22 protein-coding genes and 1 pseudogene are annotated in these 24,120 nt (G+C 63.2%); 7 read left to right on the top strand and 16 right to left on the bottom strand.

Translation table 11 applies throughout. The features are described 5' to 3' along the window. The 5 genes and pseudogenes from JXQ94_RS10610 to hutI all read right to left on the bottom strand — a co-directional run. Positions 1–337, bottom strand: a pseudogene (locus tag JXQ94_RS10610) (urocanate hydratase); the annotation flags it as partial. A gap of 2 nt (positions 338–339) precedes the next feature. Then, positions 340–1,395 (bottom strand): urocanate hydratase (hutU, locus tag JXQ94_RS10605; RefSeq protein WP_421923759.1); only part of this gene is annotated, 1,056 nt, incomplete at its 3' end. Further along, positions 1,396–2,208, bottom strand: a complete 813-nt coding sequence (hutG, locus tag JXQ94_RS10600; RefSeq protein WP_421923758.1) for an N-formylglutamate deformylase — start codon at positions 2,206–2,208, stop codon at positions 1,396–1,398. It abuts the gene before it with no gap. Next, on the bottom strand, positions 2,208–3,731 hold the full coding sequence (hutH, locus tag JXQ94_RS10595) for a histidine ammonia-lyase (protein WP_421923757.1): 1,524 nt from the start codon (positions 3,729–3,731) through the stop codon (positions 2,208–2,210). The genes hutG and hutH overlap by 1 nt, the downstream gene beginning before the upstream one ends. Next, positions 3,728–4,936, bottom strand: a complete 1,209-nt coding sequence (gene hutI, locus JXQ94_RS10590; RefSeq protein WP_421923756.1) for an imidazolonepropionase — start codon at positions 4,934–4,936, stop codon at positions 3,728–3,730. Before hutI ends, hutH begins: the two co-directional genes overlap by 4 nt. Before the next feature lie 89 nt (positions 4,937–5,025). Here hutI and JXQ94_RS10585 point away from each other — a divergent pair, with 89 nt between their 5' ends. Continuing rightward, positions 5,026–6,399 (top strand): formimidoylglutamate deiminase, encoded by a 1,374-nt coding sequence (locus tag JXQ94_RS10585; RefSeq protein WP_421923755.1) that lies wholly within the window; start codon positions 5,026–5,028, stop codon positions 6,397–6,399. Next, positions 6,396–7,130, top strand: a complete 735-nt coding sequence (hutC, locus tag JXQ94_RS10580) for a histidine utilization repressor (RefSeq protein WP_421923754.1) — start codon at positions 6,396–6,398, stop codon at positions 7,128–7,130. Before JXQ94_RS10585 ends, hutC begins: the two co-directional genes overlap by 4 nt. Before the next feature lie 130 nt (positions 7,131–7,260). Here hutC and JXQ94_RS10575 read toward each other — a convergent pair whose 3' ends face one another. After that, positions 7,261–7,788, bottom strand: coding sequence for a DUF4440 domain-containing protein (locus JXQ94_RS10575; RefSeq protein WP_421923753.1), 528 nt, complete (start codon positions 7,786–7,788; stop codon positions 7,261–7,263). Between the two features lie 102 nt (positions 7,789–7,890). Between JXQ94_RS10575 and JXQ94_RS10570 the strand changes: the two genes are divergently transcribed. Next, complete coding sequence (locus tag JXQ94_RS10570; protein ID WP_421923752.1) at positions 7,891–8,676, top strand: LytTR family DNA-binding domain-containing protein; 786 nt, start codon at positions 7,891–7,893, stop codon at positions 8,674–8,676. A gap of 17 nt (positions 8,677–8,693) precedes the next feature. Here the strand turns inward: JXQ94_RS10570 and JXQ94_RS10565 are convergent, their stop codons facing one another. The 8 genes from JXQ94_RS10565 to JXQ94_RS10530 are packed head-to-tail and all read right to left on the bottom strand — an operon-like array spanning position 8,694 to position 16,537. Then, complete coding sequence (locus tag JXQ94_RS10565; RefSeq protein WP_421923751.1) at positions 8,694–10,700, bottom strand: TonB-dependent receptor; 2,007 nt, start codon at positions 10,698–10,700, stop codon at positions 8,694–8,696. Positions 10,701–10,720: 20 nt separating this feature from the next. After that, positions 10,721–11,347, bottom strand: a complete 627-nt coding sequence (hisIE, locus tag JXQ94_RS10560) for a bifunctional phosphoribosyl-AMP cyclohydrolase/phosphoribosyl-ATP diphosphatase HisIE (RefSeq protein WP_421923750.1) — start codon at positions 11,345–11,347, stop codon at positions 10,721–10,723. Further along, positions 11,344–12,111 (bottom strand): imidazole glycerol phosphate synthase subunit HisF, encoded by a 768-nt coding sequence (gene hisF, locus JXQ94_RS10555; RefSeq protein WP_421923749.1) that lies wholly within the window; start codon positions 12,109–12,111, stop codon positions 11,344–11,346. Before hisF ends, hisIE begins: the two co-directional genes overlap by 4 nt. After that, a complete protein-coding gene (gene hisA, locus JXQ94_RS10550; protein WP_421923748.1) occupies positions 12,093–12,827 on the bottom strand; it encodes a 1-(5-phosphoribosyl)-5-[(5-phosphoribosylamino)methylideneamino]imidazole-4-carboxamide isomerase in 735 nt (244 codons plus the stop codon). The genes hisF and hisA overlap by 19 nt, the downstream gene beginning before the upstream one ends. Further along, positions 12,824–13,423 (bottom strand): imidazole glycerol phosphate synthase subunit HisH, encoded by a 600-nt coding sequence (gene hisH / locus JXQ94_RS10545; protein WP_421923747.1) that lies wholly within the window; start codon positions 13,421–13,423, stop codon positions 12,824–12,826. Before hisH ends, hisA begins: the two co-directional genes overlap by 4 nt. Next, positions 13,420–15,315: a histidinol dehydrogenase gene (gene hisD, locus JXQ94_RS10540; protein ID WP_421923746.1), complete on the bottom strand. Its 1,896-nt coding sequence runs from the start codon at positions 15,313–15,315 to the stop codon at positions 13,420–13,422. Before hisD ends, hisH begins: the two co-directional genes overlap by 4 nt. A gap of 23 nt (positions 15,316–15,338) precedes the next feature. Further along, a complete protein-coding gene (gene hisG, locus JXQ94_RS10535; protein ID WP_421923745.1) occupies positions 15,339–16,223 on the bottom strand; it encodes an ATP phosphoribosyltransferase in 885 nt (294 codons plus the stop codon). Further along, positions 16,220–16,537: a YerC/YecD family TrpR-related protein gene (locus tag JXQ94_RS10530; protein ID WP_421923744.1), complete on the bottom strand. Its 318-nt coding sequence runs from the start codon at positions 16,535–16,537 to the stop codon at positions 16,220–16,222. Before JXQ94_RS10530 ends, hisG begins: the two co-directional genes overlap by 4 nt. 166 nt (positions 16,538–16,703) lie before the next feature. On the opposite strand from JXQ94_RS10530, the gene JXQ94_RS10525 reads away from it, so the two are divergent. Continuing rightward, positions 16,704–16,994, top strand: a complete 291-nt coding sequence (locus tag JXQ94_RS10525) for an ArsR/SmtB family transcription factor (protein WP_421923743.1) — start codon at positions 16,704–16,706, stop codon at positions 16,992–16,994. On the opposite strand, the gene JXQ94_RS10520 is transcribed toward JXQ94_RS10525, so the two are convergent. Then, the gene (locus JXQ94_RS10520; RefSeq protein WP_421923742.1) at positions 16,991–17,518 is read right to left on the bottom strand and encodes a rhodanese-like domain-containing protein; all 528 of its coding nucleotides are present in this window, start codon (positions 17,516–17,518) and stop codon (positions 16,991–16,993) included. The two genes, JXQ94_RS10525 and JXQ94_RS10520, sit on opposite strands and share 4 nt — an antisense overlap. Positions 17,519–17,650: 132 nt before the next feature. On the opposite strand from JXQ94_RS10520, the gene JXQ94_RS10515 reads away from it, so the two are divergent. Both JXQ94_RS10515 and JXQ94_RS10510 read left to right on the top strand, forming a co-directional pair. Continuing rightward, positions 17,651–18,520 (top strand): MBL fold metallo-hydrolase, encoded by an 870-nt coding sequence (locus JXQ94_RS10515; protein ID WP_421923741.1) that lies wholly within the window; start codon positions 17,651–17,653, stop codon positions 18,518–18,520. A gap of 4 nt (positions 18,521–18,524) precedes the next feature. Continuing rightward, positions 18,525–20,282, top strand: coding sequence for a SulP family inorganic anion transporter (locus JXQ94_RS10510; RefSeq protein WP_421923740.1), 1,758 nt, complete (start codon positions 18,525–18,527; stop codon positions 20,280–20,282). 1 nt (position 20,283) lies between these two features. Here JXQ94_RS10510 and JXQ94_RS10505 read toward each other — a convergent pair whose 3' ends face one another. Beyond that, positions 20,284–20,919, bottom strand: a complete 636-nt coding sequence (locus JXQ94_RS10505) for a hypothetical protein (protein ID WP_421923739.1) — start codon at positions 20,917–20,919, stop codon at positions 20,284–20,286. 314 nt (positions 20,920–21,233) lie between these two features. On the opposite strand from JXQ94_RS10505, the gene acs reads away from it, so the two are divergent. After that, a complete protein-coding gene (acs, locus tag JXQ94_RS10500) occupies positions 21,234–23,195 on the top strand; it encodes an acetate--CoA ligase (protein WP_421923738.1) in 1,962 nt (653 codons plus the stop codon). The last annotated feature ends 925 nt before the right edge of the window (positions 23,196–24,120 follow it).

The following is a 24,120-nucleotide window of genomic DNA, read 5'->3' as shown; positions in this document are numbered from 1 at the left end:
GTGGCGCCCGAGGCGGTGTTGAGGAGCGCATTGAGGAGCGGCCAGTCGGCGACGGCGTCGGAGCCGTCCATCATGGCTTCGGTTTCGCGATTGGGGCTGGCGACCGAGCCTGAATCGAGATGGTCGCGACCGATCACGACGGGGGCGGAGAGCTCGCCGTTCTTCACCATCTCGTTGAAGGCGAGGCCCAGCTTGTGGCGTTCGCCCAGGCCAACCCAGCAGATGCGGGCCGGCAGGCCCTGGAAGTGGATACGCTCGCGGGCCATGTCGAGCCAGCGGTGAAGATGCGGATTGTCCGGGATCAGCTCTTTGACCTTGGCGTCGGTCTTGTAGATGTNNCGGGCGGATATAGGCCGGAACAAAGCCCGGGAAGTCGAAGGCGTTGGTGACGCCCTCATCATGCGCCATCTGGCGGATATTATTGCCATAATCGAGCGTCGGGATGCCCTGCTCCCAGAATGCCAGCATGGCCCTGACCTGCAGCGCCATCGAGGCTTTCGCGGCGGCCTCGACAGCGGCGGGGTTGCTTTCGCGTTTTTCATCCCACTCGGCCAGTGTCCAGCCGGCGGGCAGATAGCCATTGGCCGGGTCATGGGCTGAGGTCTGGTCGGTGACCATGTCCGGCTTCTCGCCGCGCCTGACCAGTTCCGGGAAAACCTCGGCCGCATTGCCCAAGAGGCCGACCGAGACCGCCTCGCCCCTGGCGCAGGCGGCATTGATGATTTCGAGCGCCTCGTCCAGCGTGCTGGCGCTCTTGTCGAGATAGCCGGTCTTCAGCCGCATCTCGATCCGGCTGGGCTGACACTCGACGGCCAGCATGGAGGCACCGGCCATGGTCGCGGCAAGCGGCTGGGCGCCGCCCATGCCGCCAAGTCCGCCGGTCAGGATCCACTTGCCGGTGAGATCGCCGTCATAATGCTGGCGACCGGCTTCGACGAAGGTCTCGTAGGTACCCTGAACGATGCCCTGGGAGCCGATATAGATCCACGAGCCAGCCGTCATCTGGCCGTACATCATCAGACCCTTCTTATCGAGCTCGCGGAAATGATCCCAATTGGCCCAGTTGGGCACGAGATTGGAATTGGCGATCAGGACGCGCGGCGCGTCCTTGTGGGTGCGGAACACGCCAACCGGCTTGCCGGACTGGACCAGCAGGGTCTCGTCTTCCTTCAGGCGCTTCAGCGTCGCGACGATGCGGTCATAACTCTCCCAGTCACGGGCCGCCCGGCCGATACCGCCATAGACGACCAGCTCTTCCGGCTTTTCAGCCACGTCCGGGTCGAGATTGTTCATCAACATCCGCAAGGGCGCTTCGGCGGCCCAATGGGTGGCGTCGAGGTCTGAGCCATGCTTGGCGCGGATGATGCGGGAATTGTCGCGACGGGTCTGGGTCATTTACTTCACCTCTCCGGAATACAAGTTTCTGGCCGCATCCAGGGCGGCCTGGATGACGTCCTTGAGAGCAGCGCGCAGCTGATCGGCCTTGTCGTTATCGACCGCCCAGGGCGGCGCCTCGGTCATATAGGCGGACTGGGCGAGTTCCATTTGCAACGCATGAATGTTCTGGCTTGGACGGCCAAAGGCGCGCGTGATGAAACCACCCTTGAAACGGCCATTGACGATGGAGGCGTAGTCCTCGTGATCCATCATCGCCTTGACCGCCCAGCGCTCGATCATCCGGTCGCAGCTCTCGCCGCCATTCGTGCCCAGATTGAGATCCGGCAACACGCCCTCGAACAGGCGCGGCACTTCGGAGGCAATCGAGTGCGCATCCCAGAGCAAGGCATGGCCATGCTCCATCCGGGTCGCCATCAGTGTCTCGGTCAGGGCGCGATGATAGGGATCATAATAATCGGTCCGGCGTTGCTCGATCTCGTCATCATCCGGCGCCTCGCCATCGCGGTAGATCGGCGTTCCATCGAACAGGGTCGTCGGCACCAGCTCGGTTGTCGCCTGGCCCGGATAGAGCGAGGAACCTGTCGGGTCGCGATTGAGGTCGATGACATAGCGCGAGTAATTGGCGCGGATGATCGTCGCGTCCATCGCGTCGAGGAAATCGTAGAGTTCCGGGATATGCCAATCGGTATCCGGCAATCCGCGCGCCGTTTCGGTCAAGCGTTCCGCCTGCCCGGGCGCCAGTGCGGTACCGGAATGCGGCATGGAAACAATGAGCGGCGCAGCGCCGCGCTTGAGCGTGAAAACGTCCATCAGGCAATCCCGGGAAGCATGCCCGCATCCGCAACAAGCTCCCTGCCCGTCACGAGATCGCGCGCATTGGCGATATCGTCGGCAAAGTAGCGGTCATCGCCATAGGCCGGAACCGCCGACCGCAAGCGAGCCTTGGCCGCTTCCAGCGTCGGGGAAGATGTCAGCCCGATGTGGAAGTCGGTGCCCTGCGCCCCGCACAGGAGTTCAATGCCAACCACCGCGTGAAGGTTCTCCGCCATTTTCAGCAAGCGGAAAGCGCCATGGGTGGCCATGGAGACATGATCTTCCTGATTGGCTGAGGTCGGGATGCTGTCGACCGAGGCCGGATAGGCTTTCTGCTTGTTTTCCGAGACCAGCGCCGCCGCCGTCACATGGGCGATCATGAAGCCGGAATTGATGCCCGGATTGGGCGTCAGGAAGGCTGGCAGGCCAGAGACCGCCGGGTCGGTGAGGAGCGCAATCCGGCGCTCGCAGATGGAGCCGATCTCACAAGCGGCCATGGCAATCTGGTCGGCTGCGAAGGCGACGGGCTCAGCGTGGAAATTACCGCCGGAAATCGCTTCGTCCGTGTCGGTGAAAATGAGCGGATTGTCCGTGACCGCGTTGGCTTCACGTTCCAGAACCGCGCCGGCCTGGCGCAGCAGGTCGAGCACCGCGCCCATGACTTGCGGCTGACAGCGCAGGCAGTACGGGTCCTGGATTTTCTCGCAGCCTTCATGGCTCTTCAGGATATTCGACCCGTCCAGGAGTGTCCGCAACGACGCCGCAACATCGATCTGGCCGGGATGGCCGCGCAGGCTGTGAATACGCGGATCAAAGGGCGCAACAGAGCCCTTGGCGGCATCAACGCTCAAGGCGCCAGACACCAGAGCCGCCCGGAAGCCGGCCTCGATTTCAAACAGGCCGGCCAGCGCCAGGGCGGTCGAGGTCTGGGTTCCGTTGAGCAGGGCCAACCCCTCTTTCGGGCCGAGCTGGACCGGCGACAGACCGGCCTTGGCCAGGCCGTCACGCGCCGGCATCCGCTCGCCCTTGAACATGACATCACCCGCCCCGATCAGCGCGGCCGACATATGGGCCAGCGGCGCCAGATCACCGGACGCACCGACCGAGCCCTGGGACGGGATCACCGGCAGGACATCCGCATCGAGCATGGCCTGCATGGCCTCAATCGTGGTCCAGCGAATGCCCGACGCACCGCGACCCAGACTGGCCAGTTTGAGCGCCATGATCAGGCGCACGATGCGCGTATCCAGCGGATCGCCAATCCCGGCTGCATGGGAGAGGACCAGGCGCTCCTGCAAGATCGCCAATTCATCATCCGCGATCCGGGTCTGGGCCAATTTTCCGAAACCGGTATTGAGGCCATAGACGGCTCGGCCTGACGCAATCAGGCGATCAACGGTCGCGGCAGCGGCGTCAACATCCGCCTTGGCCGCAGGATCGATGCGCAGGTCCGCACCGAGCCAGATTTTCGCCCAGTCGGACAGCGCCATGGCGCCCGGTTTGATGGTCACAGTTGTCACTGCCACTCTCCTGCGAGGATGCGACCATGCAGCGGTCGGCGTCCGATCCATTGAATGATTTCCGCGGGCCGTTCGACGTCCCAGATGGCGATATCCGCCGCCTTGCCGACCTCGAGCGTCCCGATTTGCTCCTGCAGGCCCAGGGCCCGCGCTGCATGCCGGGTCATGCCGGCAAACGCCTCTGGCACGGTGAGGCCGAACAGGATGCACGCCATGTTGGCCGCGGTAAGCAGGGAAACCATTGGCGAGGTGCCCGGATTGGCGTCGGTCGCGACGGCCATCGGCACACCGGCGGCGCGCATTGCGGCCACCGGCGGCACTTTTGTTTCGCCAATGGAATAGAAGGCCCCAGGGAGCAAAACGCCGACCGTGCCCGCCTTGGCCATGGCTTCGATCCCGTCGGCATTGGTGTATTCGATATGGTCCGCGGACAGGCCACCGAATTCGGCCACCAGCTTGGCCCCGCCGGTATCCGAAAGCTGATCAGCATGCAGTTTGACCGGCAGGCCCGCCGCCTTGGCAGCAATGAAGAGACGCCGCGTCTCCTCCGGCGAAAACCCGATCCCCTCGCAATAGGCATCGACCGCTACCGCGAGGCCCTCGCGCGCCGCTTCGCGGATCAGCGGGATGCAAATCTCGTCGATATAGCGGCCACTCTCGCCCTTGTATTCCGGTGGAATGGCGTGGGCCGCGAGCAGTGTGGCCGAGACCCGCATGCCGGAGGCCCGCTCAACCCCTCGTGCTGCCCGCAACAGGGTCCGTTCGCTCTCCAGAGTGAGCCCGTAGCCGGACTTGATCTCGACGGTGCCCACACCCTCCTGAGCCAGGGAGTCAAGGCGGGCAAGCGCGCCGCCAGCCAGCTCGGCCACCCCCGCTTGCCGGGTCGCGGCAACCGTGCGGGCAATACCGCCGCCAGAGCGGGCAATACGCTCATAGCTTTCGCCGCCAAGGCGCCGCTCGAACTCATCGGATCGATCGCCGGCGAAAACGAGATGCGTGTGGCAATCGATCAGGGCTGGCGTCACCCATCGACTGGCCAGCCGGTCGACTTGGTCGGCCTCACCCGGCACCCCATCCATCAGCCCGATCCAGGCGATCCGGCCATCCTTGATGCCAAGTGCCGCCTTCTCGATCACGCCATAACCATCATCACCCGCAACCATGGTCGCGAGGCGGGCTTCGGTGAGCAAGCGGTCGAAATGCATGCGGACGATCTCCGGTCAGGGTCTTTGCAAGCGCCTATTTGTCTATACAATAAGGATGCGTTTTCGAGTCTGTCCAGCCGGGAGACACCGTGTCCACTGAATTTCATTGCGCGCAGGCCTTGCTGCCCGACGGTTGGGCCGACCAGATCCGGATTCGGGTCGACACGGCCGGCATGATCGACTCCATCGATGTCGACCAGCCTGCCAACCCTGAGGCGATATCGCTTGGAAGCGTTGTGCCGGGCATGGCCAACCTGCATTCCCATGCCTTCCAGCGCGCCATGGCAGGACTGGCCGAACGGCGTGGCCCCGGACCGGACAGCTTCTGGTCCTGGCGGGAGGTCATGTACCGATTCCTCGACCGACTGACGCCGGACGCGGTCGAAGCCATCGCCGCCCTAGTCCAGATCGAGATGTTGGAGGCGGGCTATACCGCCATAGGCGAGTTCCACTATCTCCATCATGACACGCGCGGTGCGGCTTATGACGACCCGGCGGAGATGGCATCGCGGATCTGTGCCGCCGCGGACAAGACGGGCATTGCCCTCACCCTGCTGCCCGTTTTCTATCGCCATGCCGGCTTCAATGAAGCGCCCGCCCACCATGGTCAGCGACGCTTTCTCAACGACCCGGACAGCTTCGCCGTCCTGGTCGAGTCGGCACGGCGCCACCTGACCGGGCTGGCGCACGCAGAACTGGGGATCGCACCGCACTCCCTGCGCGCCGCTTCAATGGACGACATCGCGATGATCCTCCCGCTCGCGGGCAGCGGCCCCATCCATATCCACATTGCTGAACAGACTGCCGAGGTCGAGGCCTGCCTCGAGGCCACCGGCCAGCGACCGGTTCGGTATCTGCTGGACCATCAACAGGTCGATGAGCGCTGGTGCCTTGTTCACGCCACCCATATGGACCTTGACGAAACCCGGGCGCTCGCCGCCTCGGGTGCGGTGGCGGGTCTTTGCCCGCTGACCGAAGCCAGTCTCGGTGATGGCCTGTTTCCCGCAATCGACTATCTCGCCGCCAAGGGACGTATTGGTATTGGCTCGGACAGTCATATCCGCATCGATCTGGCCGAGGAAATCCGGCTGCTTGAATACGGCCAGCGACTGTCACGCCGTAAGCGAAATGTTCTGGCCAGCGCGGGTGCCAGTACCGGACGGACCCTCTTCGACGCCTGCCTGACCGGTGGCGCGCAAGCCCTGGCCCAGCCCATGGGCCGTTTGGCCATCGGGCAGCGTGCGGATCTGGTCGAGCTGGACACGCGGCACCCCGTACTAGCCGGGCGCAGCGGTGACAGCTTGCTGGACAGCTGGCTTTTTTCCGGCGATGCCCGGCAGGTTCGCAGCGTGCATGTTGGCGGACAGTGCCGGGTCAGGGATGGGCAATCCCTCGCCCGACCGGCGGTCGAAGCAGCCTACGAGACAAGCCTTCGCAGCTTCCTGGAGGGCCCGGTGGCATGACCGATTGGCGCGATCAGATCACCCTCGACGATGACGGTCCGATCTACGATCAGATCCGCCGCGCGATTCTCGATCAGATCCGCAACGGCAGCTGGACGCCCGGCTATCGCCTACCGTCCGAGGCGGATCTTTGCGACCATTTCGGCACCGCGCGGATGACCGTCAGCCGGGCTCTGCGTTCCCTCACCGAGGACGGGCTGGTGATCCGGAAACGCCGCGCCGGCAGTTTCGTGGCCCAGCCTGACGCGCCCGCCGCAATGCTGGAGATCGTTGACATGGCCCGTGCCATCCCGGCCCGCGGTCAGCGCTATGGCTATCGCTGTATCGTCAATGAGACCGTGCCGGCGGATGACGATGTCGCCCGGCAGATGCGCCTGCTGCACGGGGCCCGTGTTCAGCACGTGCGTTGCCTCCACACGGCGGACGATGCGGTCGTCGAATATGAAGAGCGCTGGATCAATCTCGCCCTCCTGCCCGATGCCGCCAAGGCTGATTTCAACCAGGAAGGCCCGGGCAGCTGGCTCTTGCGCAAGACGCCCTGGACGGAAGCGGAGCACACCGTCTCCGCGATCAATGCCAGTGAAGGTCTGGCCACCTCACTTGGGGTGGCGGCCGGAACAGCCTGCCTGCTCCTGGAGCGACGGACTTTTCTGGGCGAAGATGTTGTTACGCTCGCCCGCCTCACCCACCCGGGCGACCGCCACGTAATGAGCGAGCGTTTTGCGCCTTAGCGTCAACGACCGACAGCCCGCCAAGGGCGCCCCCATACTGACCTCGTGACATGGTCCGGCACGGTCGATCCGCCGGTCAGCCGGCGGCCTCTGCGTCAGAGTCGGGGGCGCGTGGCGTTCAGGTCAGGACCTAGTCCCGAGCATCCATGATGGCCGTGTGAGCGACTTTCCATTGGCCGGACTGCCGAACCAGGACGAGATGAAAATGGGTTCGGCGCAGCTCGCGGCCCTCAACGGCCGAGGGCCCCCGATTGCCGTCCGTGTAGAGGTGCAGAACGGCCGCATCTTCACTGAGCGCACGCATGGAGATCAATTCCATGTTGTCTGCTTCCGTCCGCGAGACCCCGGGACCGAAAGCCGGGAAGAGCCGGTTCTCAAGGAATTCGGCAAGAGACGGGGCATCGGTGAACATTCGGGCATAGGCATTGATCCACTCTGTGTCGTCAGTGTGAAGCGCAATGAAAGCATCGGTATCCTCTTCACTCCACGCGTCCCGAAAAGTGCGCAGGAAGTCCAGCAGGGCCTGGCGTTGCTCAGAGCCAGTTTCGAAACCGATCTCCCGATAGGCGGGAACGTCGCGCCTTTCCTGTGCTTGCGCCTCGGTCGCGAGCGTGGGCAGGGCGATGGCCAGGGCGATCATGGAGAGGGTGTTTCGCATGTTTGATGTCCTTTGATGGTGTGGGTTAGATTTGCCGCCGTCTCGGCAGCTGATGCCTGCTTGCCCCGGCACGCCCGTTCGCAGCTAGGATATCGTCGCGAAATGTCGCTTATTGACGCGAATGGTCCCGCACAGACCGCCACGCCAACAGGTCTCTGGCATCGCGATGCCGGGCTGCTTTGCGGGGTTTGGCTGTTCATGACGTCGACCTTCGTCGTCGGCGGTGCCTATGACACGGACGAGTTTTCCTTGCCGCACCGCGTCGCTTTCTGGCTGCTCGCAGCCGCCTTGGTGGTTTTCCAGCCGGTCATTCTGGAGCGTGCGTTCAGCCGCTTCACACCCGCCACCCTGGTCGGCGCCTGGCTGGCGGCCGTGAGCGCTGTCCTGGTGGCGATCCCGGTCGTGGCGATCGAGATACACTTGCTGAAGTCGACGCCATTATTGCCGCGGGCCGCCGACCCGTGGGTCCAATTCCTCCCCTTTGTCGGCGCTCCTGTTGTGATCGTTGCCGGGTTCGTCCTGTTTCTGCGCTTTGCGTGGGAGCGGCGACACCTGGACAGCGAAGCCCTGCCCGAGAAGGCTGCCGACCAGCCGACATCGGCACGCGGACCAATCGGACCGGAAACACTCTATGTCCGGTCTCAGGATCATTATCTCGAGATCACCACCGATGGTGGGCGGCGTTTCATACGGGGCCGTCTCGCAGACTTGAAGGCCGGCAGTGAAGTCTTCGGCTTCACGCCCCATCGGTCCTGGTGGGTCGCGGATCGAGCCATCGAAGCCTGCCGGCGCAACGGCCGTGACCTGCGACTGGTCCTGAACGATGGCACTGATGTGCCAGTCAGTCGATCACGCCGCGAGCTGGTTCGAGCACGAGGCTTGATCTGAGCCGGAGCGCTGCTGCGTCAGAACCCGACCCGCACCCCGACGGTCGCGCCGCGCCCCTCGCCCGGGAAATAGCGATCCGAACCGAAGGCATAATCAGCGCGTTCAGCGTAGCGAGTGTCGAGCAGATTGCGGATGGAAGCGAAGACTTCCACGTCCTCGCGCCATTGGTATCGGGCGCGCAGGTGAACAAGGTCATGACCGTCGTAGGCGTGAAGGTTCCCCGCATCGGTGAAGTAGCGACCCATGTGGGACCATTCCAGCTCGCCCGTGACGCGCGTGGTGGGCTGCCATCGGGCGCGGGCATTCCACAGCCATCGCGGGGCGGTGTCGATCTCGGCGCCGGCGCGGATGGTTTCGCTGGCGGTGGCGACCGGCTGGTCGAAATCGTAGAGGTGACGGGCCCAACTGCCCGCCAGGCTCAGTGTCACGTTTGCCGAGGCTTGCCATTCAAGCGCCAATTCCAGCCCGCGATGCCGGGTCTTGCCGCCGGTCACGTTGAACCCGTCGGCGTCGCGGAAGAACACGTTGCGTTTTCGCATGACAAAGGCCGTCAGGGACCATTCGAGGCGCGCGCTTGCCCGCCGGTATCCGAGCTCGAAACTATCCAGTGTTTCCGGCTCGATGCCGTCAATCACCTGCCCGGGCTGGAGCCGGTAGAGCTCGGCGGTCTGCGGCGCCCGCGCTCCTCGGGCCAGGCGGGCCACGAGATGACTGGACGGGTCGATCTGCCAGCTGGCCCCGAGGTGCGGCAGCACAAGATCATACTCATCGCTTCGGTCGGCGACGCGCCGATAGCGGCCAACAGTGTTGTCGGCCAGATGATTGTCATAATCATACCGGATACGTTCCAGCCGCAATCCTGCTTGCAGCCGCAGAGCGTCGGACAGACTCCAGTGCCCCTGCCCGTAAAGGGCGGTCAGGGCGCTATCGACGGCGTAGTCATAATGCGCTCCCTGGATGAAGGAAAAGATTGTCGGTCGACTCTGGGTCTCGCGCAGCGTGCCCGTGCTGGCCTCGATATCGGCGCCAAGAGCCCACTCCCCCCACCCGGTTTGTCGGGTGATCGCGCTTTGCACGCCGAGGCTTGAATGGCCGCTTTCCTCCAGCGCCTCGGACGGCACGAAATGCATGAGGAAATCCATCTCGTTGGCGCGCACATACGGCGTGACCTGCCAGTGGGTGCGGGCGTCGACCTGACCGTTCAGATTAAGCGCCAGCCGCAGCGCCTGCGCGTCGCGAAACGCTTCCGGGTCACCATTGCTGCGGGCCATGTCCAGATCGCGATAGGCGTCAGGTCCCCGCACAAACCCGGCCGTTTCCTGTTGCAAGGTCACCAGGGCCCCTGTGGCGCGCCAGTGGAAGCGCGGGGCCTCGCCGTCAATCCTGACCAAGGCTTCAACCCGGTCGAGCCCCGCCTCGTCGCGCCACCCATCTTCGTGCTGGCCGGCAATCGAAACCAAGGCCGACGCCGCGTCACCGGGACGTGTCATGACCATCCGACCACGTCGTCTCCCGAAGGATCCCAGTTCGGCCTCAAACCCATCAGCAGTGTCGGCGGGGCGCGGGGTCAGGAAATTGACGACGCCATGAAGTCCGTTCGACCCCTGCAGCGCCGATCCGGGGCCGCGCACAACCTCAACTCCACCGGACGATCCGTTCAGGGCCTCAAACAACCCGTTCACATTCGCAAAGCCGGCCGCGCGCAATGGAATGCCGTCCTCGAGAAAAAGGAAGGCTCCGGCGCCCGCGCCGCCAGTCAACACCGGCGACCGGATCGCGGTCAGATGCTCGGCCCCGTTGCCGCGATGCAGCCGCACGCCGGGCACCCGTGCGAGAAGCTCGGATGGATGATGGGCGGCCGTCTGGAGCAGTGTTTCGGCGCCTATCCGGGTGACCGGCAGAATGGTGGCATCGACCGCCTCGCCGCTGCGGGTCCCGGTGACGACAACAACGTCATCCGCATCGCCATCGGGCTGGGCTGCCACACCTCCGGCCAGGACCAGACTGGCCGCTAGCCCGGCCAAGCCTGTGACAGCCAGGCGCGTCAAGCTGGCTTCGATGCCCGGACAGCGTGGCGGCTCCGCAGGATGTCGACAACGTTCTCGAGACCCAGCTCACGCGACTCCAGGAGCACCATCAGGTGGAACAGCAAGTCCGCGGCTTCGCCTGCGAGCGCTTCCTTGCTCTCCGATACCGCGGCCATCGCCACTTCCACGCCCTCCTCGCCCACCTTCTGGGCCGGGCGCTTGGGGGCTTTTGCCATCAGGCTGCCGACATAGGAGCCCTTGGTCTTGTCCTTCTTGCGTTTGCGAATGATCGCCCGCAAATGGGCCAGAAACCCCAGTCCGGGTCCCGGGTCGTCGCCAAAGCAGCTGACCGTACCGGTATGGCAGGCCGCGCCCTTCGGCTTGACCTCAACCAGCAGCGCATCGCTGTCGCAGTCCGCTGCCAGATTGACCAGTTTGAACGTATTGCCGGACGTCTCGCCCTTCTTCCACAGACGCTGTTTGGAGCGCGAGAAGAAATGGACCTTGCCGCTCGCGATTGTCGCGGCGAGCGCCTCGGCATTCATGTATCCCAGCATGAGAACCTGGCGGGTCGCCACGTCCTGCACGATCGCCGGGATCAGGCCGCCGCCTTTTTTCCAGTCGAGCGCATTCGTATCAATCATGGTCTGACCCTGATTCCTTCACCACCGAGCCAGGCCTTCAACTGCCCGATCTCGATGACCCCTTTGTGAAACACGCTGGCGGCCAGCGCGCCATCGACCTTGGCAAGTTCGAACACAGATTTGAAGTGCTCTTTTTGTCCCGCCCCGCCGGATGCGATCAAAGGTGTGGAGCACACCGCCCTCGCCGCCTGCAATTGCTCGATATCATAGCCGTCGCGCACACCATCCTGGTCCATGCAGTTGAGCACGACCTCGCCGGCTCCGCGATCAACGCCCTCGGCGATCCAGTCCAGCGTGCGACGATGGCCAATCACGGTCTTGTCCGGATCACCCGTATACTGGTGGACGCGCCAGGCGCCTTCGATCACGCGGCTGTCAACGCCCAACACAACGCACTGGCTGCCAAATTCCGCTGCCAGCTGGTCAATGATCGCAGGATTTTCCAGCGCCGGCGTGTTGACCGAGATCTTGTCGGCGCCGGCAAACAGGCGCGCCCGTGCATCATCCACCGAGCGAATACCGCCGGCGACGCAAAAGGGAATATCAAGCTCGCGGGCAACGGCGCTGACCCATTCCGGCTCGACCGTTCGACCGCGGGCGCTCGCGGCAATGTCGTAGAAGACCAGCTCGTCTGCCCCTTCGCGGGCATAACGTCGGGCGAGGTCGACAATATCCCCGACATCTTCGTGGTCGCGGAAACGGACGCCCTTGACCACTCGCCCGTCGCGTACGTCGAGACAGGGAATTATGCGTCGCGCAAGCATGCCAGTGCCTCCGCAATCGTGAACCGGTTTTCATAGAGCGCCTTGCCGGAAATCGCGCCGGCCGCGCCGGCCGCCCTGGCGGCGCGAAGATCATTCAGCGAGGCCACGCCGCCGGACGCCTGCCAGGCGATGCCGGGATAGTTCCGCGCCAGACGTTCATAGAGAGCGATATTCGGGCCTGACAAATCCCCATCCCGACCAATATCCGTAACCAGGGCATGGGCCAGTCCGCTGCCCTCATACGCCGCAACCACATCCTCGAGCGTAGTGTCGGTGGTGTCGGTCCATCCTTTCAGGGCCGGCCGGTATTGTCCGCCAATCCGGCGCACATCGAGGGCCAGCGTGATATGCTCGCCTCCATAGCGCTGCAGCCAGTCTCGCACGCGAGCCGGATCGGTCACCGCCAGCGAACCGACAATCACGCGTTCGACGCCGGCTGCGAACAGATCCTCGACATCTTCCGAGCTTCGCACCCCCCCACCCGTCTGCACGCGCAAGCCGGTCTCGCAGATGACCCGGATGGTCTCGCCCTGCCGACGTGCCCCATCACGCGCGCCACTGAGGTCGACGACATGGATCCAGGTCGCGCCGGCCTCACCGAATTGTTCAGCGACCGCACGCGGATCCCCGCCATAATCAGTGACGGCGTCAAACTCGCCCTTGTGGAGACGCACAACACGGCCACCGAGAAGGTCAATTGCCGGATAAAAAATCATACCGAACTCACTGCAAAATTTGCCAAAATTCTCGCTCCTGCGACACCGGACCTTTCCGGGTGAAACTGGCAGCCGGCGACATGGCCCCGCCGCACCAAAGCGGAGACCGGGCGACCATAGGAACAGGTTGCGGCCGTCACAGGTCCTGGGGGCGCGTAGAAGCCATGCACGAAATACACGTGAGACCCGGCCTGGATACCCGCCAGCAGGGGCTCGTCGGGATCGAGATTCTCCAGGGCATTCCAGCCCATATGGGGCCAGACACCATCGTCCGCGGCTGGCAGTTTTTCGATCGCGCCCGGGATCAGGCCGAGGCAATCAACATCCCCCTCGGCGGAGCGCTCGAACAGCATCTGCATGCCGAGGCAAATCCCCAGGAGCGGACGGCTGTCCGCCTTGAGAGCCACGTCCCATCCGGCCGCGCGCAAGCGCACCATGGCCGGACCGGCAGCCCCCACACCGGGCAGGATGAAACGGTCACACCCCTCCATCTGGAGCGGCGCGGAGATCACACGATAGTTCAGCCCGGCCCGCTCGAGCGCAAAACGGACCGAGGCAAGATTGGCGCACCCGGTATCAATCAGGCCGATCATCATGCCAACACACCTTTGGTCGACGGCAGGGCATCGCCTTCGATGCGCAACGCCTGGCGAAGGGCGCGCCCGAAGGCCTTGAAACAGCTTTCCACCATGTGGTGGGCATTCTCGCCCTCGACCTTCACGTGAATGGCGGCTCCGAGGCTCTCGGCAATGGAGCGGAAGCAGTGCGCGGTCATCTCGACCGGGAACTCGCCGACGCTCTCGCCGGGAATCTCTCCGTCAAAGCGCGCGAATGGCCGCCCGGACAGGTCGATCCAGACTGCCGCACGGCTTTCATCCATGGGCAGCTCAAAGCCGAAACGGCCGAGACCACGCTTGTCGCCGAGCGCATCGCGCAGCGCTTCGCCAAAGGTCAGGCAGACATCCTCGATCGTGTGGTGCCCATCAATCTCCAGGTCGCCCTCCACCGAGACGTCCAGCGAAAAACCGCCATGTCGGGCAATTTGATCCAGCATGTGGTCGAAATAGCCGATCCCGGTAGAGATGCGGATCGGGCCGTCTCGATCGAGGTCCACCGTTACGGTGACATCCGTCTCCTTGGTCTTGCGGCGCTTGGTGCCGGCGCGCGGTTGATCGCCCGCCTCCGGACCGACCAGACCAGCCTTCTGGCGTCTCAAGCGCATGGCAAGGGCGTGAGCATCGAGCTGTTCCAGCGCGGCAAGCCGCTCCACGGTAGGCGCCATGGCCACCGCCCCATCCCGGCTGGCGCGCAGGATGGTGGTCGTCTTCTGGAAGCTCTCCACGGTCACACCGCCATGGGCTTTCGCGGCTCCGGCGGTCGGCAGGGTGTGGTTGGGGCCGGCGGCATAATCACCCGCCGCTTCGGGCGTCCAAGCGCCAACAAAAATGGAACCGGCATGCCGCACTCCCGCGAGAAGGCGCTCGCTCGCCTCGGCCTGCAGGATCAAATGTTCCGGCGCGTAACGATTGGCGATGTCGATCGCATCATCGACCGAATTGCAGACCAGGGCGCGCGAGGCCGACAGGGCCTTGCGGGCAATGTCAGCGCGCGAAAGCTCGGTTATCAGCCGTTCAACGGCATCCGTGACACGAGTCGCGGTGGCATCATCGAAACAGACCAGCATGACCTGTGCCGATGGATCGTGTTCGGCCTGGCTGAGAAGGTCACTGGCAACCAGGTCAGGATCGGCCTGATCATCGGCGATTACCATGACTTCGCTGGGCCCCGCCGGCAGATCAACCGCCGGGCCGCCCGGCAAACTGCTGACATAGGCCTTGGCGGCGGCGACATAGGCATTGCCCGGGCCGAAAATCTTGTCTGCACGCGGAAGACCGGCCACACCGCCGGCCAGCGCGGCCACGGCCTGGGCTCCACCCAGTGCGTAAACCTCGTCAAGGCCGAGCAGGTCTGCGGCGGCCAGGAGCGCCGGATTGACGCCGCCCTCTCCACGCGGCGGCGCCACCACCACGATCCGCGGAACACCGGCCAGCTGGGCAGGCACAGCGAGCATGACGAGGGTGGAAACGAGCGGCGCAGATCCGGCGGGCACATAGAGTGCCGCGGTATCGATCGGTGTCGCCCGCCGCGAGGCGGTCACGCCCGGCCAGGTCTCGACCGAGTAATTGCGATACCCCTGGCGTATGTGGAACCGCCTCACCGCATCCGCGGCAGCCTTGATGGCTTCGGCATCCGCCGGATCCATTGCCGCTCGGGCATCGCGGATGGCGCCTGGCGGCACCCGGAAGCTCTCAGGCGCATAGCCGTCCAGGCGCTGGGCATAAGCCCGCACGCCCGCCTCGCCCTGATCACGGATGGCATCGACGATGTCGCGCGCGGCGGCGTCTGCCGTGTTAAGGCCAACCGGTCGGGCGAGTGCCGCGGCGCGGGTCTCTTCGGAGGCGACGGTCCAATTGAGAATATCCATCATTGTTTTGATCCCGAGCTCGCCGATCAGGCGAGCATTTTTTCGATCGGCAGGACGAGAATGGCGCGCGCGCCTTCTTTTTCGAGGGCTTCCAGGGTTTCCCAGAAAACCCGTTCCCGACACACGGCATGGACCGCCACGACATCCTCACGCCCGGCGACCTTGGCGATGGTCGGGGCATCAGCACCCGGCAGCAGAGCCCGGATCGCGTCGAGGCGGTCGGTTGGCGCATTGAGCATGATGTATTTGGTCTGGGCAGAGGCGATGACGCCGCCAGCACGGCGCATCAGGACATTGGCAATAGCATCCATGTCCTCGGCCCGGTCCGCCTTGCGGCGGATCATCACGGCTTCACTCCGGAGAACGGTCTCGAAGGCTGTCAGACCGTTCGCCTGCAGGGTTGCGCCAGAGGAGACCAGATCACAGATCGCGTCGGCGATGCGCAGACGCGGCGCAACTTCCACCGACCCGCGCATCTCGACAATTTCGGCCTCGATGCCGCGATCCTTCAGGTATTTGGCCGTCAGGGCCGGATAGGAGGTCGCGACCGCCTTGCCCGCCAGATCCGCGACCGAACGGATATCGCCCTCTTGGGGTGCTGCGAGCTTGAGCGTGCAACCAGCAAAGCCAAGCCGCAGTGCGACCTCCAGCTCGCGTGCCCGACCGCCAGCGGCCTGTTCCTCGGCCAGCACATTCTCACCGACAATGCCGTAATCACAGGCCCCGCTACCGACGAAATTGGGGATATCATCATCGCGGACGAGCATTAGATCGACCGGCATGTTTTCGGCGCGCTGGTGCAGCTTGTCACGCCCATAGGCGAAACGCAGGCCACAGCGCTTGAGGAGGTCCATGCCTCCTTCGGCCAGACGGCCCTTGCTTTGAACGGCAATACGCAGACGAGCGGTCAAGACTGGCTCTCCTTGAGACGATTGAGAATGGTGCGGTAGCCCTGCCAGGGCTCCTGGCTGAGAAAACGGGCCACCCGCGTCACGGTCGTGGTGCTGGCCCCGGTCATCTCGGAAATTTCACGATAGGAATGTCCGCCCTCATTGAGCAGACCGGCAACACGCCAGCGTTCGGTCAATGTCTTCATCTCGCCGGGCGTCATGAGATCGCGCAAAAAGCGTTCGGCCTCGCCCGCATCGCGCAGGGCAAGGATCGCCTCGCTGAGAGGTTGAAGGTCAATACCAGCAGCGCTGGGAGGCTGGGTTGTTTCGGTCATGGATGGCTCCTTGACCGTCGATATAGCGTGTTAGCGCGCTAACACAATGACAAAATCGGACACGATGCAGTCGAGGCCCGCTTGGCGGCAGGGCAGATGCGACCTATATACTTGCAGAGCTACGCAACTAATGAGTTCCGGCATGCAATATGATGAAATGAAGCCTATGGCTGAGACGGTGGCCGATCTCATGAAGACACTCGCCCACCCCAATCGGCTCCTCGCCCTGTGCGCCATGATGGAGAGCGAGCGCTCGGTCGGCGAGCTCGCGGAGGCGTTGGGCATGCGTGACCAGGCGATGTCGCAGCAATTGGCGATCCTGAGGAATAAGGGCCTGGTCAGCACCCGGCGCGACGGCCAGACCATTTACTATGGCCTGGCCGATGCCCGGATCACGTCCGTCATGTCAGCCCTGTACGCGACCTATTGCGCGCCGGGCGATACCGCCACGGATTAGCCAGGACGGAAGCCAAGGCGGGCAAAGATCGAGCTCGCCGGGCAGAATCCGGTAAAGCTTGCCTGCAGCAACATGCCGCTGACACCAGCGCCAAGCACCAGCCACCACGGCGAGAAGACAACGCCCAGTCCGACCGAGACCAGCATCAGCAACGAGGCCATCGCCATCACGGCCTGCTGGATGGTCATGCCGGTCGGAGCATTCTCGGCGCGATCCGTAGCCAGCTGGCAGGTCTTCCAGTTGAGAATTCCGCCTTTCACGTGACCGGCGACATCAATACCGGCGTCACGGCACATCTGCAGCGCCCGCCCTGAGCGTCCACCCGACTTGCAGTGCAGGACGATCTCGCGATCATCACCGCGGGGCAGTGTCTTGGGATTGAAAGCGGATAACGGTGCGAGGATGGCTCCGGGAATGCGTTCCTCGGCAAATTCACCCGGCTCCCGGACATCGATCAGGATGTAACGCCCGGACTCCAGACCAGCCTGCACGTCCTGCGGTTCAAAATCCTTGTGGTCTGTCATAGTAGATTTCCATTCATAGCGAGGCCCGGCTCCGGGCTGTTGGGCTTCATATAATCGTACTTGCATAGTTTTGCAAATAACCTATATATAGTCCACACAATGAAATTGATCGGCAGACGGAAAGGCCGGGCCATGACACAGAAACCCCACATCCAAGCCTTCTTCGATGAAGACACATTCACGGTCAGCTACGTGGTCTCCGATCCCGCGACCAAACGCGCCGCAATCATTGATTCCGTGCTGGATTTCGACCCTGCCTCCGGCCGCACAGCGACGCGCTCGGCCGATATTCTGCTGGAACATGTCCGCCGCGAGGGCCTCACAATCGACTGGGTGCTGGAGACCCATGTGCATGCAGACCACCTCTCCGCCGCGCCCTATCTGGCGCGCGAAACGGGTGGCCAGATCGGCATCGGGTCGCATGTCACCCATGTTCAGGCCGTGTTCGGAGACCTGTTTGACGCGGAGCCCGATTTCGCGCGCGACGGCTCGCAGTTCGGGCATTTGTTCAAGGACGGCGAGCGCTTCAAGATCGGTACGATTGAAGCCGAAGCCATCTACACGCCAGGCCACACACCTGCCTGCATGGTCTATCATGTCGGTGATGCGGCTTTCGTCGGCGACACGCTCTTCATGCCCGATTTCGGCACCGCCCGCTGTGACTTCCCCGGTGGCGACGCCCGCGCGCTCTATGCCTCGATCCAGCGCATATTCGAACTGCCGGCGGAGACCCGTCTCTTCATGTGTCACGATTACAAGGCACCGGGCCGGGATCATTTCGCCTGGGAAACGACCGTGGCGGAGCAGAAGGCCAGGAATATTCACGTCCATGCCGGCATCAGCGAGGACGAATTCGTCGCCATGCGCACGAAGCGGGATGCCGAACTCGCCATGCCACGCCTGATCCTGCCCTCGGTCCAGGTCAATATGCGCGCCGGCAATCTGCCGCCAGCCGCGGAGAACGGTACACGCTACCTCAAAATCCCGCTGGATGCGGTTTAGAACCATGGACGCGCTCACACGCTTCTTGCCGGGACTGGCCTGGTTCAAGGATTACAATCGCACCCTGCTGACACGGGACGGGCTCGCCAGTCTCGTCACGGCCGTTCTGCTGATCCCGCAAAGCCTGGCATACGCCCTGCTGGCCGGTCTGCCGCCCCAGGCCGGCCTTTACGCCTCCATCGCACCCTTGGTGGCCTACGCCGTATTCGGATCAAGCCGCGTGCTCGCGGTGGGCCCTGTCGCTGTCGTCTCGCTGATGACCGCCGCCGCAATCGGCTCGCTTGGTCTTACCGACCCGGCGGAAATCATGGCTGCCGCTGGCGCCCTCGCCCTGCTCTCCAGCCTGCTGCTGGTCCTGTTCGGTATTTTCCGACTCGGCAGTGTCGCCAATTTCCTGTCCCGGCCTGTCGTGGAAGCCTTTATCACCGCCTCCACTGTCCTGATCATTGCCAGCCAGTTGCGCCATTTCCTGGGCGTCGACATGCATGGCGCGACCTTGCCGGAACTCGTCGTTTCGCTCTTCGCGACCGGAAGCCCGCTGGCCGACCTGAACCTGACAGCCCTGGTTGTCGGCGTCGCCAGCCTCGCCTTCCTGCTCGCGGCCCGGTCTGCCCTGCCAGATCTGCTCACGCGGCTGAAGCTGTCGGAGAGCCTGGTTGGCGGAATCACACGCGCTGCCCCCGCCGTGCTGGTCGCGGTGACAGCCTTGAGCGCCTGGTTGCTGGGTCTCAATGCCAATACAGGTCTCGCCATCGTCGGCGAGCTGCCGTCTGGCCTGCCGCCCTTCGCCTTCCCACTTGTGCCGCTGGAGACCTGGCGGGCCCTGATCGGTCCTGCGGCGCTCATCTCGCTGGTCGGGTTTGTGGAGAGCGTCTCCGTCGGTCAGTCGCTGGCCGCACGTCGCCGCGAGACGATCGAACCCAATCGCGAACTTCTCGGCCTGGGCGCCGCGAATGCTGCCGCGGCCTTCACCGGTGGATATCCGGTAACCGGCGGTTTCGCCCGGTCGGTCGTCAATGAATCAGCGGGCGCGGAAACGCCCCTGGCCGGCGTATTCACAGCGGTGATCATCCTGCTGGTCGCCGCCTTCCTGACGCCGCTCTTCTATCACTTGCCGAAGGCCGCCCTCGCCGCCACGATCCTCGCCGCAATCTGGCGCATGGCCAATTTCAAGGATGCCTGGCACGCTTGGAAATACTCCCATGCCGATGGCGCCGCGGCATTCCTGACCCTGGTCGGCGTCTTGTTCCTCGGTGTCGAAATCGGGCTGACCCTTGGGGTCACGCTCTCTGTCGGGCTGGTCCTGCAGCGTACGATGCAGCCGCACTGGGCCGAAGTTGGCCAGGTGCCGCGGACCCATCATTTCCGCAATATTGACCGGCATGACGTGATTTGCTCACCGCATGTGGTCTCGCTGCGGATTGACGAGGCGCTCTACTTCGCCAATGCCCGATTCCTCGAGGCCCTGGCCGGCGACATTCTCGCCCGGGAGAGCCGGCCCACCGATCTCGTCCTCCTGTTCCCGGCGGTCAATTTCGTCGATGCCAGCGCGCTGAGCAGCCTGCGCACGATCAATACGCGACTGCTGGATGGCGGCGTGCGGCTCCACCTGTCAGAGGTCAAGGGACCGGTGGCGGACAAATTGATCGAGGCCGGCTTCTTTGAGGACTTGTCCGGCGAGGTCTTCCTGTCCCACTACGCCGCGATGCGCACCCTCGACCCGCAGACAACGCTCCGGGCCGAGGGGGTCGAATCCGACTAGCTCAGAAGGTCCAGCTGAGACGTCCAAAGCCCCGACTGCTGGTTTCGCCGCCAAGATCGCGTGCCTCGATGCCAAGTCGCAAACCGACCCGCAGATCCGGGTTTTCGAGGCTGAGATAGCCGGACGCCAATGTCCCGTTTCCGCCGGTTTCCGGGCCCAGCGCCTCAAAGACCGTCCCGCTACCCGGGAAGCGCGCGAGCACGCTGGCCGATTGCTCGCCGAAACTGCGGATCAGACCGGCATTGCCGCCAAATCCGATCACATGCCCGGAGCTTCCGGCCTGGAATTGATGATCGAGGAAGCATGTCGCGACGACTTCACGGTCACTGAAACTATCGCCCCGGATATCAAGATCGAAGGCGGCTCCACCGCGTTGGCTGAAATCGTCCAGCTCGGCATCGGTATAGGTGTAGCTGACATAGGCGCCGGCCTGGGTTTCGCCGGTCAGGAAGGTCGCCCGCGCATCGATGCGCGCGAAGCTGGCCGAACTCCCGCCCTGGCCGCGTGACACGCCCATCGGGGTATTGCGGGCAACAGAGACATCGCCATCACTGATACCGGCAAGACCGGCCCGCACACCGGACTGCGTACCAGTATGGATCACACTGCCGGTGACATCACCGAACAAATAGACCAAGGCGCTGCCCAGATAGTAGCTCTGGATTATTGTCGTCCCGCTATTGTTGAAATCGCCGCCGATTTCAGTGTGAAACGTTCATCCGTAGCCCGGTGCCAGGATGGTGCCGGTGTTGATCGCATCGCCGGTTATGTCACCGAGGACCAAGGATGGTCCAACTCTCCGTCACCGTAGCGGCTATCCATGAGATGTCGAAAAATCTCCAGATAAATTTTTCCGGGCTGCCAGACGCGGGAGTGCTCCGATTGCCTGCCGCTGCTGAATCGTTATCGTTCCATCGCACGAGTTTGCAGACCCATCGCGGAGCCCGAACCATGTCTCATACCGATCCGAACGCCGTATTTCCGGTAACCGAAGATTGGGCGGCACGTGCCGGAATCAATGCCGCGCGTTATGCCGAAATGCATCATCGCTCGATCAATGAGCCGGACGCGTTCTGGCGCGAGGAAGCCAGGCGGATCGACTGGATGGTACCCTTCACAGAGGTTTCGGACGTCAGCTGGGACACGGATGACCTGCATATTCGCTGGTTCGCCGACGGCACGCTGAACGCCGCGGTGAATTGTATCGACCGGCATCTGCCCGAGCGTGCGAATGATCCCGCCATCATCTGGGAAGGCGACGACCCGACGGTCGATGCCCACATCACCTATGCCCAGCTGCATGACCATGTCGGCCGCTTTGCAAACGGGCTGAAATCGATCGGTGTGAAAAAAGGCGACCGGGTCACCATCTACATGCCGATGATCCCGGAAGCCGCCTATGCCATGCTGGCTTGCGCCCGCATCGGTGCGGTCCATTCCGTCGTCTTCGGCGGCTTCTCACCGGACGCGCTCGCGGGTCGGATCACGGATTGCCAGAGCCGTTTTGTCATCACCGCTGACGAAGGCGTGCGCGGCGGAAAACATATTCCGCTCAAGGCCAATGTCGACAAGGCGATCACCAAAGCCGGCGGGGTCGAAAAAGTCGTCGTCGTCAAGCGCACAGGCGGCGATGTCGACTGGGATGAGTCGCGCGATGTCGCTTATGACCGGCTGATTGGCGACGCCAGCCCGAACTGTCCGCCGGAGCCCATGAATGCCGAGGATCCGCTCTTCATCCTCTATACGTCCGGCTCTACGGGCAAACCCAAGGGCGTGCTGCACACCACTGGCGGCTACATGGTCTGGGCGTCGATGACGCATGAATACGTCTTCGACTACAAGCCGGGCGAGATTTACTGGTGCACCGCCGATGTCGGCTGGGTGACCGGCCACACCTATATCGTCTATGGCCCACTCGCCAATGGTGCCACCACGCTGATGTTCGAAGGCGTGCCGACCTGGCCGGGTCCCGACCGGATGTGGGCCGTTGTCGACAAGCACAAGGTCAACACATTCTACACGGCTCCGACTGCCATCCGCGCCCTGATGCGCGAAGGCGACGCGCCGGTCAAAAAGCACTCCCGCGCCTCGCTGCGCCTTCTGGGCACGGTCGGCGAGCCGATCAACCCGGAAGCCTGGAACTGGTATTACAGGACGGTTGGCGATGAGCGCTGCCCGATCGTCGACACCTGGTGGCAGACGGAGACGGGCGGCGCTCTCATCACCCCTCTTCCCGGTGCGACCGCTCTGAAGCCCGGCTCGGCAACGACGCCGATGTTCGGGGTCGAGCCGGCCCTCATGGACGCGGAAGGTCAACGCCTCAGCGATACCGGAGCCGCCAACGGCAATCTCGTGATCTGTCGCTCCTGGCCGGGCCAGATGCGGACCGTCTATGGCGATCACGCGCGCTTCATCGAAACCTATTTCACGACCTATCCAGGCTATTATTTCACCGGTGATGGCGCCCGCCGTGACGCCGATGGCTATTGGTGGATCACCGGGCGTGTGGACGATGTGCTGAATGTCTCCGGTCATCGCCTCGGCACAGCCGAGATCGAGAGTGCCCTGGTGGCCCATGACGATGTCGCCGAGGCCGCCGTGGTCGGGTACCCGCATGACGTGAAGGGTCAGGGCATTTATTGCTATGTCACGCTAATGGGCGGTCGCGATCCGGCCGATGAGGATGTCGACGCGCTGAAGCGATGGGTGCGTCAGGAAATCGGGCCCGTGGCCACACCCGACCTGATCCAGTTTGCCCCCTCCCTGCCCAAGACCCGCTCGGGCAAGATCATGCGCCGCATCCTGCGCAAGATCGCCTCAGACGGCAAGGAGATCGACCTCGAGGTGCTCGGCGACACCTCCACGCTCGCCGACCCCTCGGTCGTCAACCAGCTGATCGAGTCGGCCGTCTGAGATTGGTCTGAGATTCGTCTGAGATTCGTCTGAGATTCGTCTGAGATTCGTCTGAGATTCGTCTGAGATTCGTCTGCGATTCGTCTGAGAAGCCGCTCTTGAGCAGAGTTTAGCACGCGGCCGAGCCGCCGTCGCTGCTCACCCCGGCCCCCCAAGCTCTGACAGTGTGAAAGAGCGCGCGGGTGTGATGATTGAGGAGTCGGCGCTCCCCCCCGCCGGCTTATGGGCTGCAATCGGACGACCAGGCAGTGCTAGGCAGCCCGGGTCAGCGGGAGCGGTCCCGCAAATACTGCATTCGATATTCGATATCCTGAATATATACTGTGTGAATGGTGGGCGCGAAAGTCTGTCCGTAACCTACGCGTTTTTGCTCGGTTTCGTCACTACTCTAAATGAATAATATATTCCATCGAATAGTCCTAGTTCCTTGTAAACATTCGAAATTGGAAGCTGGACAAAAGTCCTCAAAAGTCCGTCCGGTGTGCATGCATTCAAAATCACAGTGAATTTTACTTGATGTAGGGTTCCTATTAGGAACCTAGTTCCCAACACGCTTGCATTCTGCACGGAAAAATACTCTTATTCTTGACGGCGGAAGCTGGTCAAAGGTCCGTGGCGTCCAGTGTGTATCTCATTCCCTTGACGGAAAAAATCTGTTATTCCTGATACGGCGGAAGCTGGACAATCGTCCGTTCAGTGTGTGAGCCATTCCTTTGCAAAATGGTTAAAAATGGTAGGCATATTGCCGTCGAACGATCGCTTTGCCCTCTGCCTCGTCGCGTCTTGGTAGGAACTCGAGTCTCTTGTTATCGTACACCGCGTTGCTAGCACGCAACTGTAACGCAACTGATGCTTCGAGACGACGAGCCAGAAAAGGACACCAAAAAAGCCTAAGGAGAGCGCATGCATGCGCCAACCCCATCTG

It is taken from the genome of Maricaulis maris (genome assembly GCF_049116555.1).
Classification (GTDB): domain Bacteria; phylum Pseudomonadota; class Alphaproteobacteria; order Caulobacterales; family Maricaulaceae; genus Maricaulis; species Maricaulis maris_C.
Note: the sequence above shows the minus strand (reverse complement) of the source record. Positions and strands in the feature narration are given on the sequence as shown.